Source organism: Nocardioides sp. Root151 (assembly GCF_001427925.1).
Taxonomy (GTDB): Bacteria; Actinomycetota; Actinomycetes; order Propionibacteriales; family Nocardioidaceae; genus Nocardioides.
This window is the reverse complement of record NZ_LMGG01000007.1, coordinates 15,147-30,017: the sequence shown is the minus strand read 5'-3', so window position 1 is coordinate 30,017 and position 14,871 is coordinate 15,147. Positions and strand designations below refer to the sequence as shown.

10 protein-coding genes are annotated in these 14,871 nt (G+C 70.6%); 5 read left to right on the top strand and 5 right to left on the bottom strand.

Features of this window, described 5'->3' with window-relative positions:
* Positions 1-309 (top strand): antibiotic biosynthesis monooxygenase family protein, encoded by a 309-nt coding sequence (locus ASD66_RS17700; protein ID WP_056682944.1) that lies wholly within the window; start codon positions 1-3, stop codon positions 307-309.
* A 90-nt stretch (positions 310-399) separates the two neighbouring features.
* Here ASD66_RS17700 and ASD66_RS17695 read toward each other — a convergent pair whose 3' ends face one another.
* The 3 genes from ASD66_RS17695 to purD all read right to left on the bottom strand — a co-directional run bounded on the left by ASD66_RS17695 (position 400) and on the right by purD (position 5,076).
* On the bottom strand, positions 400-2,214 hold the full coding sequence (locus ASD66_RS17695; RefSeq protein WP_235530155.1) for a BCCT family transporter: 1,815 nt from the start codon (positions 2,212-2,214) through the stop codon (positions 400-402).
* 96 nt (positions 2,215-2,310) lie between these two features.
* Positions 2,311-3,729, bottom strand: coding sequence for an adenylosuccinate lyase (gene purB, locus ASD66_RS17690; RefSeq protein WP_056891767.1), 1,419 nt, complete (start codon positions 3,727-3,729; stop codon positions 2,311-2,313).
* A 78-nt stretch (positions 3,730-3,807) separates the two neighbouring features.
* Positions 3,808-5,076 (bottom strand): phosphoribosylamine--glycine ligase, encoded by a 1,269-nt coding sequence (gene purD / locus ASD66_RS17685; protein WP_056891766.1) that lies wholly within the window; start codon positions 5,074-5,076, stop codon positions 3,808-3,810.
* Between the two features lie 27 nt (positions 5,077-5,103).
* Here purD and ASD66_RS17680 point away from each other — a divergent pair, with 27 nt between their 5' ends.
* From ASD66_RS17680 to ASD66_RS17670, 3 genes are all read left to right on the top strand, one after another.
* Positions 5,104-7,176 carry a serine/threonine-protein kinase gene (locus ASD66_RS17680; protein ID WP_056891765.1) on the top strand — a complete coding sequence of 691 codons (2,073 nt, stop codon included), beginning with the start codon at positions 5,104-5,106 and terminating at the stop codon, positions 7,174-7,176.
* 124 nt (positions 7,177-7,300) lie between these two features.
* The gene (locus tag ASD66_RS17675; RefSeq protein WP_056891764.1) at positions 7,301-9,331 is read left to right on the top strand and encodes a serine/threonine-protein kinase; all 2,031 of its coding nucleotides are present in this window, start codon (positions 7,301-7,303) and stop codon (positions 9,329-9,331) included.
* Positions 9,332-9,349: 18 nt separating this feature from the next.
* Positions 9,350-11,410, top strand: coding sequence for a serine/threonine-protein kinase (locus tag ASD66_RS17670; RefSeq protein ID WP_056891763.1), 2,061 nt, complete (start codon positions 9,350-9,352; stop codon positions 11,408-11,410).
* Positions 11,411-11,437: 27 nt separating this feature from the next.
* On the opposite strand, the gene ASD66_RS17665 is transcribed toward ASD66_RS17670, so the two are convergent.
* A complete protein-coding gene (locus ASD66_RS17665) occupies positions 11,438-12,724 on the bottom strand; it encodes an adenylosuccinate synthase (RefSeq protein ID WP_056682963.1) in 1,287 nt (428 codons plus the stop codon).
* Positions 12,725-12,875: 151 nt separating this feature from the next.
* Here ASD66_RS17665 and ASD66_RS17660 point away from each other — a divergent pair, with 151 nt between their 5' ends.
* Positions 12,876-13,802 (top strand): diacylglycerol/lipid kinase family protein, encoded by a 927-nt coding sequence (locus tag ASD66_RS17660; protein WP_056685068.1) that lies wholly within the window; start codon positions 12,876-12,878, stop codon positions 13,800-13,802.
* Here the strand turns inward: ASD66_RS17660 and ASD66_RS17655 are convergent.
* Positions 13,799-14,791: a hypothetical protein gene (locus ASD66_RS17655; RefSeq protein WP_056682967.1), complete on the bottom strand. Its 993-nt coding sequence runs from the start codon at positions 14,789-14,791 to the stop codon at positions 13,799-13,801. The genes ASD66_RS17660 and ASD66_RS17655 overlap by 4 nt on opposite strands.
* Positions 14,792-14,871: the final 80 nt, after the last annotated feature.

The window sequence follows — 14,871 nt, the reverse complement described above, 5'->3', positions numbered from 1 at the left end:
ATGCCCGTCGTGAAGATCAACGCAATCAACGTTCCCCCGCAGGCCCACGCCGAACTGGAGCGCCGGTTCGCCGCACGCGCCGGCACGGTCGAGAACTCCCCCGGCTTCCTGGGGTTCCAGCTCCTGCGGCCCACTGCCGGGGAGGAGCGCTACTTCGTGGTGACGCAGTGGACCGACGAGGAGTCCTTCGCTGCCTGGCGTGACGGCGACGCGCGCAGCGCGCACTCCGGCGAGCACGGCAAGCCCGTGGCGCAGGGCGCCGAGCTGCTGGAGTTCGACGTCGTGCTCGACGTCAAGCCCTCCACCTGACCCACACGCCCGGCCCGGATCACACGAGAAGGGGCCGCGACACACCGATCATCCGGTGAGTCGCGGCCCCTTCTGTGCCTGGACCAGGCCCTACTGGGTCTTGTCGGTCGGGGTCGTGTCGGCCGACTCCTCGTCCTCGGACTCCTCCGCCGGCTCGGTCTCCTCGATCGCGATCACGAAGTCGTCACCGTGCTCGGTGACACCCGCGACGACCGCGTCGTGGACCGCCTGGCGGGCGTACGCCGACCGCACGATCAGGGGATCCTGGGAGAGGTCCTTGACCAACGAGACGCACAGGCCGACCATCACGAACACGAACGGCACAGCCGCCACGATCGTGATGTTCTTCAACCCGTTCAAGGCCGTGTCGCCGCCGATCAGCAGCATCACCGCCGCGACCGCTCCGGTGGCCACACCCCAGAAGATGACCGGGGCCCGCTTCGGCTCGAGGGCGCCGTGCTGGGACAGCGAGCCCATCACGATCGACGCCGCATCGGCACCGGAGACGAAGAAGATGCCGACGAGGATGATCACCAGCACCGTGGCGATCGTCGAGAAGGGCAGCTGGTCGAGGGTGTTGAACAGCTGGGCCTCGGCCCCGCCCTCGAAGACCTTCTTGCCGTCCATCTGGAACTTGATCGCAGCACCGCCGAAGACCGCGAACCAGACCAGGCTGACCAGGCTCGGCACCAGCAGCACGCCGGTCACGAACTGGCGGATGGTGCGGCCCTTCGAGATGCGGGCGATGAACATGCCCACGAAGGGGGTCCACGAGATCCACCAGGCCCAGTAGAAGACCGTGTAGTAGGTCAGCCAGGACTCGGTGTAGGCGCCCTGGCCGTTGACCCGGCCGGTCATCTCGGGCATCAGCCCGACGTACTCGGCCATCGCGCTGGGCACGAAGTTCAGGATGAACATGGTCGGGCCGACCACGAAGACGAAGACCGCGAGTACCAGGGCCAGCACCATGTTGATGTTGGAGAGGTACTGGATGCCCTTGGAGACACCGGAGACGGCAGACAGGATGAAGCAGATGGTCAGGGAGACGATGATGCCGACCAGCACCGCGTTGCCGACGTTGTTGATGCCGCCGACGACCTTGACGCCCTCCTTGATCTGGAGGGCACCGAGACCGAGGGACGCGGCGGAGCCGAACAGCGTGGCGAAGATCGCCAGCATGTCGATGACCTTGCCGATCGGGCCGTGCACGCGCTTGCCGAGCAGCGGCTCGAAGGCCGAGCTGATCAGCTGGAGGCGGCCCTTGCGGAACACGCCGTACGAGATGGCCAGGCCGACCACCGCATAGATCGCCCACGGGTGGAGCGTCCAGTGGAACAGGGTCTGCGCCATCGCCTGACGGGCCAGCTCGACCTGGGTGTCGCCGTCGGTGCCGGGGATGCCGGCGGGTGCCGCCGGGTCGGTCGCGTCGCCCGCGAAGAAGGTGAGCGGCTCACTGACGCCGTAGAACATCAGGCCGATGCCCATGCCGGCGGAGAACATCATCGCGATCCACGACGAGGTGCGGAACTCGGGCTCCTCGTCGTCGCGGCCGAGCGGGATGTGGCCGTACTTCCCGAGCGCCAGCCAGATCGCGAAGATCACGAAGCCCGAGGCGGTCAGCACGAAGAACCAGCCGAGGGTCTCCATGGTCCAGCTGAGGGCGTTCGTGGAGGCGGAGCTCAACGAGGCGGTGCTGACGAAGCCCCAGACCAGGAACCCGATCGCGATCGCCGCGGTGACGCCGAAGACCACCTTGTCGAGCTTCGAGGTGTCCTGGGCTTCCTCCAGGACGGGCGGGAAGTCGAGCGCCGGGTGGGACTGACCGCCGGCCGGGCCGGTGTCGGTCAACGACCGGGCCCGGTCGGTTGTCTTCTTCTGTTCCGGTGGATCTTGCTTCGTGGTCACGAGTGGGGCGCCTCCTCGGCGGTCAGGGGTACAGCCCTACGACCGTTTCAGTTCACACCCGATGTCGCAAGCCGGGATGTGCCCCGGGTCACCCCGTCACAGGATGTCGCCGGGGGTGTACGCCGCCGCTTCGGGGTGCCGCTCCACGACCTCGGCCACACGTCGTACGACGGCCTCGGTCTGCGCCACTGCCGCACCCGTGAAGGTGATCGGCTCCGCCACCAGGGCGGCGATCTGGTCCTTCGTGAGGCCCAGGCGCGGGTCGGCCGCGAGCCGGTCGAAGAGGTCGTTGACGGCGAGTCCCTGGCGCATCTCGAGTGCCACGGAGACGGCGTTCTCCTTGATCGCTTCGTGAGCCGTTTCACGCCCGACGCCGTTGCGCACGGCGCTCATCAGCACCTTCGTGGTGGCCAGGAACGGCAGGTAGCGGTCGAGCTCGCGCTGGATCACGGCCGGGAACGCGCCGAACTCGTCCAGCACGGTGAGGAAGGTCTGGAACAGCCCGTCTGCGGCGAAGAACGCGTCGGGCAGCGCCACCCGGCGTACGACCGAGCAGGACACGTCGCCCTCGTTCCACTGGTCGCCGGCGAGCTCGCCGACCATGGAGAGGTGGCCGCGGAGGATGACCGCGAGGCCGTTGACCCGCTCGCAGGAGCGGGTGTTCATCTTGTGGGGCATCGCCGAGGAGCCGACCTGGCCCTCCTTGAAGCCCTCGGTGACCAGCTCGATGCCGGCCATCAGGCGAATCGTCGTGGCCAGGTTGGACGGGCCGGCGACCAGCTGCACCAGGGCCGAGACCGCCTCGAAGTCGAGGGAGCGCGGGTAGACCTGGCCGACCGAGGTCAGCACGTTGTCGAAGCCGAGGTGGGAGGCCACCCGGGACTCGAGGTCGGCCAGCTTGGCGGCGTCACCGTCGAGCAGGTCGAGCATGTCCTGGGCGGTGCCCATCGGGCCCTTGATGCCGCGCAGCGGATAGCGGGCCAGCAGCTCGTCGATGCGGGTGATCGCGACCAGCATCTCGTCGGCGATGGTCGCGAAGCGCTTGCCGAGCGTGGTGGCCTGGGCGGCGACGTTGTGGGAGCGGCCGGCCATCACGGTGGTCTCGTGCTCGGTGGCCAGGCGGGCCAGCCGGGCCACGGTGGCGACACCGCGGTCGCGCAACGTCTCGAGGGACTGGCGCACCTGGAGCTGCTCGACGTTTTCGGTCAGGTCGCGAGACGTCATTCCCTTGTGGATGTGCTCGTGGCCGGCCAGCGCGCAGAACTCCTCGATGCGGGCCTTCACGTCGTGCCGGGTGATCCGCTCGCGCTCCGCGATGGAGGCGAGATCGACCTGGTCCACGACCTTCTCGTAGGCCTCGACGACGCCGTCGGGGACGTCGATGCCGAGGTCCTTCTGGGCCTTGAGCACGGCGATCCAGAGCTGCCGCTCGAGCACGATCTTGTGCTCGGGCGACCAGATCGCGGCGAGGTCGGCGGCGGCGTAGCGGGTGGCGAGGACGTTGGGAACGGTCACGAGTCGACATTCTCCCACGTGAGCCGGGGCCTCCCGAATCACGTGCCTGCGGGAGAGACGGGCGTCGGGGCCGTTCCCTCAGTCGCGGGCGGAGGCGCCTTCGACGACACCGAGGGGCTCGGCGGCGATGTCCGAGCGCCGCTGCTGGCCGTCGAAAGTGATCAGGTCGGCAGCCGCGTAGGCGCGGGAGCGGGCGTCGTCGACGTCGTAGCCGAGAGCGCGTACGGCGAGCACCCGGCCGCCCGCCGTGACCAGCTGGTCGTCGACGATCGCGGTGCCGGCGTGGATCACGTCGACATCGTTGACCCCGTTGGCCGCTCCGACCCCGGTGATCACGTCGCCCTTGGACGACGACTCGGGGTAGCCGGCCGAGGCCAGGACCACGGTCACCGACGCCTGGTCGCTGAAGTGGGGCGCCTCCACCTCGGACAGTCGGCCCTCGGCGGCGGCCATCAGCAGGGTGCCCAGCGGCGACTCGAGGGTGGCCAGCACGGGCTGGATGTCGGGGTCGCCGAAGCGCACGTTGAACTCGATCACCCGGGGGCCGGAGTCGGTCAGCGCCAGGCCGACGTACAGGCAGCCACGGAACGGGTCGCCGCGTCGCGCCATCTCGTCGAGCGTCGGCTGCACCACCGTGTCGATGACGGTGGTGGCCAGGTCGGCGGGCGCCCAGGTCAGGGGTGTGTAGGAGCCCATGCCGCCGGTGTTGGCGCCGCGGCCACCGTCGAAGATCCGCTTGAAGTCCTGGGCCGGGCGCAGCGGGTGGGCCGTCGCGCCATCGCAGACCGCGAAGAGCGAGACCTCGGGGCCGTCGAGGAACTCCTCGACCACCACGGTGCCGCAGGTGGCCGCGTGGGCCAGGGCCTCGTCACGGTCACTGGTGACGACCACGCCCTTGCCGGCGGCCAACGCGTCGTCCTTCACGACGTACGGCGCACCGAAGGCGTCGAGCGCGGCGGCGACCTCGTCGGCGTCGGCGCAGGTGAAGGAGCGGGCGGTCGGTACCTCGGCGGCCGCCATCACCTCCTTGCTGAACGCCTTGGAACCCTCGAGCTGCGCGGCCGCGGCCGACGGGCCGAAGCAGGCGATGCCCCGACCGGTCACCGCGTCGGCGACCCCGGCGACCAACGGTGCCTCGGGCCCGACCACGACCAGGTCGGCGCCGAGGCGTTCGGCGAGGTCGGCCACGGCAGGCCCGTCCATCGGGTCGACCTCGTGCAGGGTGGCCGAGGCCGCCATGCCGGGATTGCCGGGAGCCGCGTGCACCTCGGTGACGGCGGGGTCCCGGTCGAGCGCGAGAACCAGGGCGTGTTCGCGGCCGCCGGTGCCGATGACGAGAGTCTTCACGGAGATCGATCCTAGGATGGCGCCACCATGTCGCTGCACTCACCCACACCCGGCACTCGCTTCGGGCGCTATTTGATCGAGGAGCGCATCGGCATGGGCGGCATGGGCGTGGTCTTCCGGGCCACCGACACCCGCCTGAACCGCACTGTCGCGCTGAAGGTGATGGCCGGCCGGCTGCAGGGGGCCGACGAGTTCACCCGGCGGTTCGAGCGTGAGGCCGACATCATGGCCCGCCTCGACTCGCCGCACGTCATCACGATCCACGACCACGGCGTCGAGGACGGCACCCCGTGGATCTCCACCCAGTTCGTGCGGGGCGGCGACCTCAGCGACCTGCTGCGCGCCACCGGGAGGCTGCCGCTCGACCGGGCCGCACAGATCTGCGCGCAGGTCGCCGGCGCCCTCGACGACGCGCACTCGGTCGGTGTCGTGCACCGTGACGTGAAGCCGAGCAACGTGCTGCTGCGCGACCGCGGCACCGAGCCGTTCGCCTATCTCTGCGACTTCGGCATCGCCCACGCCGGCACCACGGGCCTGACCCAGACCGGAGGCGTGGCCGGCAGCTGGGCCTGGCTGGCTCCGGAGCGGACGAAGGGCGACCCTGGCGCGCCGGCCTCCGACATCTACTCCCTCGGGTGCGTCCTGTGGGCCACGCTCACCGGGCACGCGCCGTACGGCGGCTCGGACGTCGAGGTCGCACTGGCCCAGGTGCAGCAGCCGGTGCCGCAGTTCGTCGGCGACGATCCGGCGACCCGGCGGGTCAACGCCGTCCTGTCGCGGGCGCTGGCCAAGGACCCGGCCCGCCGCTACGCGTCGGCCGCCGACTTCCGCACCGACCTGCTGTCGCTCACCCGGTTCGGCGACCGCACCTTCGTGGAGCCCACACCGTCGACACCGCACCGCGAGGACACCGGCACCGCCGTACGCTCCGGCACCGCAGGGGCTCCCCCGCGTCGACACGGCCGGCGACGGTGGATCCCGGTCGCGGTCGCCGTGGCCGTGCTGGCCGGCACGGGTACGGCGTACGCCGTGTGGCGCGACGACGCCCCACAGGACGACGAGAATGACCCCGCCGCGATCCTCGGCGACGTCGACGGAGACGGCAAGGGCGACCTCCTCGTCCGTTGGTACAACTACGGCGACTCCTACAAGGAGGGTCGCAACTTCCTGGTGCGCTCGACCGGTACGGGATTCACCGACCCCGAGCGGCAGCTGCAGCCGGAGGGCTATCTCGTGCGCGGCGACGTCGACGGGGACGGCCTCGACGACGTCCTGGGCATCAACGACAACCTGGAGACCAAGGGGCTCGACGTCGAGGTCATCACCGGCACCGACGACCGGTTCGACGCCGGGTTCCCCAGGCGGGGCAGACGCGACGACGCCTTCCCGCTGCTGGCCGACATCGACGGCGATGGCTTGGACGACCTCGTGCTCACCTGGGCACGAGACTCCTCATCGAGGGACTCCGTGCTGGAGATCGAGGTGGCGCTGAGCAGCGGCGACGACTTCGCCGACCCGGAGCCGGTGGCCACCCTGGAGAACTGGACCTCCTACGGCGAGCAGATCGTCGCCGGCGATGTCGACGGCGACGATCGAGACGACCTCGTGGTGCGCCGGGACGGGGTTCGGCCGGGGACCGACGCCGCGCCTCAGCTGCAGGTGTTGCTCTCCGACGGGTCCGGCTTCCAGACACCGTCGAATCCACGCAACACCCCGAAGAACGGCGTCGTCGCGACCCCTCTCGACGTGGCTGACGTGGACGGTGACGGTGCCGACGAGATCGTCACCCACCTGCGCGGCGCCCCCGGCACGATCCGGGTCCACGAGTTCGAGGACGACACCATCTCGGCCGGCGAGGACTGGGTGGTCGACCTCGTCGACGACCCCGACGACCCCTTGGACATCGCCATGATCGATGTGAACGGGGACGGCAGGGCAGACGTCGTGGTCCAACGTGCCATGACCGACACCGGCGTCCCCTTCGATGTCGCCCTCTCCACTGGGCAGTCCTTCGACTCACCCCTCCGCTGGGGCGAGATCGCCTGTCTCAACAAGGGCTGCGACGAGACCTTCTCGATGCTGACGAACAACATCACATGATCGCGTCGCTGCGGACCGCGAGCTCGGCGGCCGTATGGTTCAGTCCTGTGACCAGGACAATGGTTCTGGCGCCGTCGGCCGGGCATAGTGTCCCCGTGCTCGACGACACGTCTGGAAGACCGCGATGACCTCCGTGCCCCGCGTCGGGCAGAACTTCGGCCGCTACCGCCTCGAGCGCCTGCTCGGGCAGGGCGGCATGGGCATGGTGTTCCTGGCCACCGACACCCTCCTCCAGCGCCAGGTCGCCCTGAAGGTGATGTCGGGCAACAGCGCCGGCCAGGAGGAGTTCCTCCAGCGATTCCATCGCGAGGCCAACGTGCTGGCACGGCTGAACTCGCCGCACATCACCCAGATCTTCGACCACGGGGAGCACGACGGCGTCCCGTTCATCGCCACCCAGTACCTGCCCGGGGGCGACCTCGGCGAGCTGGTCCGGAAGCGCGGGCCGATGCCGGTCGCGATCGCCGTCGACCTCTGCGCCCAGGTCGCCGCGGCGCTCCACGACGCGCACCGCGCCGGCGTCGTGCACCGCGACGTCAAGCCGGCCAACGTGCTGGTCCGCGACCCCGACACGAACCAGCCCCGGGCCTACCTCTGCGACTTCGGCATCGCCCAGACCGAGCAGGAGGGGCTCACCGTCGCGGGTGGGGTGGCCGGCACGTGGGCCTACCTCGCACCCGAACGCTCCCTCGGCGCTCCGGCCACCCCGGCCAGTGACATCTATGCCCTCGGCTGCCTGTTCTGGGCAGCCTTGACGGGGCGCCCGCCGTACGGCGGCACGGACGTGCAGATCGCCCTCGCGCATCGCAACGCCCCGGTGCCGCGGTTCAACGGCACCGACGAGACCGCGGCAGCGGTCAACCGGTTCCTCGACCGGGCGATGGCCAAGGACCCGGCCCAGCGGTTTCCCACCGCGGAGGCGATGGGTCGGGCAATGACCGCGCTCGGCGGCTCCGCACGCACCGGGTTCGATCCTGCCGACGTCGACGAGTACGTCGCCAGGGTCGAGGCTCCCCGGCGCACCCGGCGTCGTCGTACGCCGCTGGTGGTCGGCGCGCTCGCGCTCGCCGTACTGGCCGGCGGCGGCATCTGGTGGGCGCAGGCCGGCCCCGGAACCGACGGGGGCGGCGACGAGCCGACGGCCGAACCGGAACCGACGGTGGAGCCGGAACCCGCGCCGGTCGTGGGCGACCTCGACGGTGACGGCTACGGCGACCTCGAGCTCGAGAACGACGACTCCGCGGACATCCTCGGCCTCCGGTTCTCCGGCACCGCAGACGCCACGAAGATGCGCAGCGCGAAGGTCAGCCCGATCGACTCCCGGCAGATCCTGGCCGACTTCGACGGCAACGGCCTGCCCGACATCGGCAAGCAGGCTTCGGAGACCCTGACCGTCACCTTCGACTCCGGTCGCACGGCGGCGTTCCGGCTCACGACCGGTGAGGGCGACGACAGCGCGAGCCTTGTCGTGGCCGGCGACTACGACGGCGACGGCACCGACGACCTGGCCCTGGTCTTCGACGACCTCGACGACGGCCCTGCCCGCATCACGGTGCTGCTCAACCGCGACAACCGCTTCGCCAAGGGCACGGTGTGGGCGGAGGTGCCGATCTCGACCTTCGACACGGACTTCGCAGTGGGCGACTTCGACGGGGACGGTGACGACGACCTGGCCGCGACCGTCGAGTCCGGGGTCCGCTTCCTCGGCACGACCTCCGACTACGACGCGCGCCTCACCCTGCTGCGCGCCGAGGGCACCCGCTTCGTGCCGGCCGCACGTGCACCCGAGTCGCCCGACCCGTACGACGTCACCCTCGGCGCCGCCGACGTCGACGGCGACGGCTCGTCCGAGCTGCTCGTCTACACCTCGGGGTTCGACGCCGATCGACTGCGCACCTGGCAGGCCGGGGACGAAGGCTTCACACCCGGCAGCATCACCCTCGACGCGGGCACGCAGTCGCAGTCCGTCCTGCTGGCCACCTCCGACGTCGACGGCAACGGGCACCCCGACGTGCTCCTCGTCCCGAAGGGCATGGGACGCCGCAAGGAGATCAGCGTGGCACTGTCCGACGGCACGACGTTCGGCTCCTTCTCCCGTTGGGCAGCGTGCACGCAGTGCGGTTACAGTCCATCACCCCTCGACTCCATCCGATGACGCGCGAAAGGGAGACCCGTGCCCCTGCCTCGCACCGGTGACCTCTTCGGCCGGTACCGGATCGACGCCCAGCTCGGAACCGGCGGCATGGGCGTGGTGCACCGGGCCCACGACACCGAGCTCGGCCGCACCGTCGCGCTGAAGGTGATGTGGCCGCACCTGGCCACCGACGAGGGCTTCCGCACCCGGTTCCTGAACGAGGCCACCACCCTGGCCAAGGTCGACTCGACCCACATCGTCGCGATCTACGACCACGGTGTGCACGACGACGTCCTCTACATCACCACCCAGTACGTCGAGGGCGGCGACCTCGGCGCCCTGCTCGAGCAACGCGGTTCGCTCCCGCGTGCCCTGGCCGCGAGGGTCTGCGCCCAGATCGCCGGGGCCCTGCACGACGCCCACCGGGCCGGCGTCGTGCACCGGGACGTGAAGCCGGCGAACGTGCTCCTCCGCTCCGCCGACTCGTCCGACACCACCGAACCGCAGGCCTACCTCTGCGACTTCGGGGTGGCGCAGACCCAGTGGAGCCGGGGACTGACCATGACCGGGACGGTCGCCGGCACGTGGTCATGGCTGGCTCCCGAACGCGCCCAAGGCTCCCCGGGCACACCGGCCAGCGACATCTACTCCCTCGGCTGCGTGTTGTGGGCCTGCCTGAACGCCGGCGCAGCGCCGTACACCGGGCCCGACGTCGAGGTGGCCGCCGCCCACCTGACCGAGCCGATCCCGCAGCTGCCCGGCGACGACCCGCTCACCCGGCGCTTCAACGACCTCCTGGACCGCTCACTGGCCAAGCACCCGAAGGACCGGTTCCGGACCGCGGCGGCGTTCCGCGACCAGTTGCTGGCGGTGGCACGTGCCGCAGACCAGTCCGGCGCCGCGACCACCACGACCGCACCGCGGAGACGGCGTGGCCGTCTGGTCGCCGCCGTGACCGCTGGCGCGCTGGTGCTGGGCGGCGCAGGGTTCGGCGTCCAGAGGCTGCTGGCGGCCGAGGACGAGCCGACCGCCGACCCCGGCCGCAGCTCCGCGGGCGGTGCCGACCGCCGACCCCTGGTCACGGGCGACGTCGACGGCGACCGGCTGGGCGACCTGATGTTCGACCGGGACCGGCCGGGCAGGACCTCGCTCGAGACCACCATGACCAGCACCGCCGACGGGTTCTCCCGGCCCCGGGGCAGGAAGGCCTCCAAGGGGTCGGTCTACCTGGGCGACGTCGACGGCGACCAGCGCCTCGACCTCGTCGACATCACCCGACTCGGCAAGGTCCAGGACCGCACGAACGTGCCGCTCTCGATCAAGGTCCGGCATGGGGGCAGTGAGACCACCACCCACAAGGTCACCGTGCCGAACACCGGGAAGTACGTCTGGGAGATGCTCGGCGACTTCGACGGTGACGGGCGCGACGACATCGGCCTCTCCACCGACCGATCCCCGGGAGTGATCGAGCTCTGGGTCGTCCCGGCCACCGACGACGGCTTCGGCGAGCCCGTGTCCTGGGCCCGGATCCGGGGGCTGGGCAAGTCGGTCAGCAACGCGATGCTGCCCGGAGACTTCGACGGCGACGGAAAGTCGGACCTGGCCGTGGAGAGGTCCTACGGTTCGAAGGTCGCCAAGAGCGGCCTGCTGCTGATCCGGTCGAGCGGCACCGCCTTCGGCCAGCCCGGTCCGGCGCGGGTCACCCCCGAGAACACCTTCACCACCGGCAGCGTCGCGCCCGGCGACTTCGACGGCGACGGCACCGACGAGCTGTCCCTCCTGGTGGACACGCAGGGCGACCAGGAGGTCCGCGTCTTCCGTGCGTCGGGCGACCGCTTCGACGCCGGCGAGTCATGGGTCGTCACGCCGCCCGGGATCGTCAACGGATCCTTCACCGACACCGTCGCCTCCGACGTGGACGGCAACGGTCGCGACGACCTGGTCCGGTTGGACCGGTGGAACACCGAGCCCTGGCAGATCGACGTGCTCATCTCCGAGGGCACCAACTTCGCGCAGCCGTCACACGCCACGGCGTTCGACTGCGCGAAGACCTGCGAGTGGTACAACGGCTCGATCATCGGGCCGTTCGCCCTGCAGTGACCCGGCCCGCCGGAGCCCGGGTCGTGGTCAGCTGTCGTGGACGACGATCGTCTGCTCGCGGCCCGGACCGACCCCGACGCCCCAGAACGGTGCGCCGCTGAGCTCCTCGAGCGCCTTCACGTAGGCCTGCGCGTTCTTCGGCAGCTCCTCGAAGGTGCGGCAGCCGGAGATGTCGCTCTTCCAGCCGTCGAAGTACTCGAAGACCGGCTTGGCGTGGTGGAACTCGGTCTGCGTCATCGGCATCTCGTCGACCCGCTGGCCGTCGATCTCGTAGGCCACGCAGACCGGGATCTGCTCCCAGTCACCGAGGATGTCGAGCTTGGTCAGGAAGAACTCGGTCAGCCCGTTGACCCGGGTCGCGTAGCGCGCGATCACCGCGTCGTACCAGCCGCAGCGACGGGTGCGGCCGGTGCTCACGCCGATCTCGCCGCCGAGGCGCTGGAGCCGCTCGCCGTTCTCGTCGAACAGCTCGGTCGGGAACGGGCCCGAGCCGACCCGCGTCGTGTAGGCCTTGATCACACCGATCACCCGGTCGATGCGGGTCGGGCCGACACCGGCTCCGACGCACACGCCGCCGGCGACCGGGTTGCTGCTGGTGACGAACGGGTAGGTGCCGTGGTCGACGTCGAGCATCGTGGCCTGGGCGCCCTCGAAGAGCACGGTCTTGCCGTCGTCGAGCGCGTCGTTGAGGAGCAGTGTCGTGTCGGCCACCATCGGACGCAGCCGGTCGACGTACGACAGCAGCTCCTCGACGACGGCCTCCGCCTCGATGGCGCGGCGGTTGTAGACCTTGGTCAGCAGGTGGTTGCGCACGTCGAGCGCGGCTTCGACCTTCTGGGCGAGGATGCCTTCGTCGAACAGGTCGGCGACCCGGATGCCGCAGCGGTTGACCTTGTCGGAGTAGGCCGGCCCGATGCCGCGCCCCGTCGTACCGATCAGGTTCTTGCCGAGGAAGCGCTCGGAGACCTTGTCGATCGTCGAGTGGTACGACGCGATGACGTGGGCGTTCGCGCTGACCTTGAGGTCGGCGACCTCGACGCCGCGCTCGATCAGGCCGTCGAGCTCGCGGAAGAGCGCCTCGGGCGAGACCACGACCCCGTTGGCGATCACGCTGGTGGCGCCGGGGGTCAGGATGCCGCTGGGCAGCAGGTGGGTGGCGAACTTCTCGCCGTTGACCACGATGGTGTGGCCGGCGTTGTGTCCGCCGCTGGTGCGGACCACGAAGTCGATGCTCGTGTCCTGCGCCAACAGGTCGGTCGCCTTGCCCTTGCCTTCGTCGCCCCACTGGGCTCCGAGCACGATGATCGCGGGCACTTGGTTCTCCTTCGGTCGTTCGGACCTTGCGTCCCCGGCGCCGGGGTCCGGATCGCCAGGGAATGCAAAAGGCCCCGGCAACAGCGCACCGGGGCTCTTGCGCACACACGTTACCAAAGGCCGGAGGGGACCACGGGTAGTGTCGCCGACCGTGGACCCACTCCTTGTCATCACCAACGCCGACGCCGGATCCGGCGACCAGGACGCGCTCGAGACCGCCCTGGAGGTGCTGCGCGCCCGGGCGAGCGTCGAAGTTGCGGCCACCTCGAACCCCGGCGAGCTCGACGGGGTCCTCCACCGGGCCGGCTCCCGGCGCATCGTGGTGGCCGGCGGCGACGGCAGCATGCACGCCGTGGTCGCCGCACTGCACCGCCGCAACGAGCTGGCCGGCACGGTGATCGGCCTGATCCCGCTGGGCACCGGCAACGACTTCGCCCGCGGCAACGGCCTTCCCGTCGAGCCGGACGAGGCCGCACGCGTCGTGCTCACCGGCACACCCACGCCCACCGACCTGCTGGTCGACGAGTTCGGCGACATCGTCGTCAACAACGTCCACGTCGGGGCGTCCGCACAGGCCGGGCGACTCGGCGCCGGCGTGAAGTCCGTGCTCGGCAAGGTGCGGATCGGTCCGATCGGCCTGGGCAAGCTGGGCTATCCGATCGGCGCCCTGATGGCCGCCGTACGACCCCACGTGCTGCACCTCAAGGTCGAGGTGGACGGCGTCGTGGTCAACGACCTCGACCAGCAGGTGCTGATGGTCGCGCTGGGCAACGGGTCCGACGTGGGCGGCGGCACGTCACTCAACCCCGACGCCGACCCGGCCGACGGCAAGGTCGACGTGATGGTCTCGCGGGCGGTCGGCCGCCTCGACCGGATCGCGTACGTCGCCCACCTCAGCCGCGGCGAGCACGAGGGACGCGACGACGTGGTCAGCCTGCGCGGCAGCCAGGTGACCGTGGCCGGCGACGAGTTCTGGGCCAGCGCCGACGGCGAGATCCACGGCCCCGAACGCCGCCGCACCTGGCGCGTGGTGCCCGGCGCCTACTCGTTGCTGCGGCCCGCGAAGTCGCTGGACTAGATCCAGCCGCGGCGTACCGCCTCGACGCCGGCCTGGAAGCGGGTGTCAACCCCGAGCTCGGTCATCAGGTCCGCCACCCGTCGGCGCGTGGTGCGAAGGCTGATGCCGAGGTTCCGGGAGATCTGCTCGTCCTTCGCGCCCAGCGCCAGCTGCTCGAGGAGGAAGCGCCGCAGGTCCGGTCGCGCGTGGCCCAGGTCGAGCTCCGGCACCGGACTGGCCTGCTCCCACAACGACTGGAACCACAGTCCGAGCGCGGCGACCAGTGCCGACTGCCTGACCAGCAGCCGGGGCTCGTCGGCCACCCCGAGGGGCTCGGGCAGCACCGCGTGGGTCGTGCCGATCACGATCATCCGGGTCGGCAGGTCGGAGATCAGCCGCACCTGTTCTCCGGCCCGGGCCCGGGCGAGGAGGGCGTCGGGCGCCTCCTGCAGCGCGCGGGCGGGATAGATCGCACGTGACCGCCTGCCGGCCGCGACCGCGGACGCGATCACCCGCGCCATCGAGGACTCCCGAGGCAGCTGCCAGGCATCGGGGCGTAGCCACATCAGGTCGCCGCGACTGTTCGCGACCAGCGCCGAGAGCAGTGCCAGGGGGTTGCCCCCGGAGCTGACCTCGCCGTCGATGCGGTCGATGTCGGCGACCTCGTCGTCGGCGGGCCTGCTGGCGGCCGCGGCCAGGAAGGGGACGGCCGCCAGGAGTCCGTCGAGGCTCTCGCCCACTGCGGTCACGGTCGCGGCCTGTCGCTCGAGCACCTTGACGACGGCCTCGGCAGGACGGCGGACCAGCACCACGCCGCCGTCGAGGGCGACCAGCTCCGCGGCGATCAGGGGCTCGAGGCGCCGCCGCAGTTCCTCACCCGACAGGGCGAGTGCCGGACCCACCTCGTCGAGTGGCCGCCGGGAGAAGGGCTGCACCAGCCGGTACAGACGCTCCTCCTGACGGGTCAGGCCCAGCGCAGAGGGAACCGAAGTGGCGAGCGGTCGCGGCATGGTGGCAGTTTAGTGACAGCGGCATGCGTTAGCCACGTGGCAGGGACCGGCCACTGTCATCCTTGCTCTGGAATCTCTGT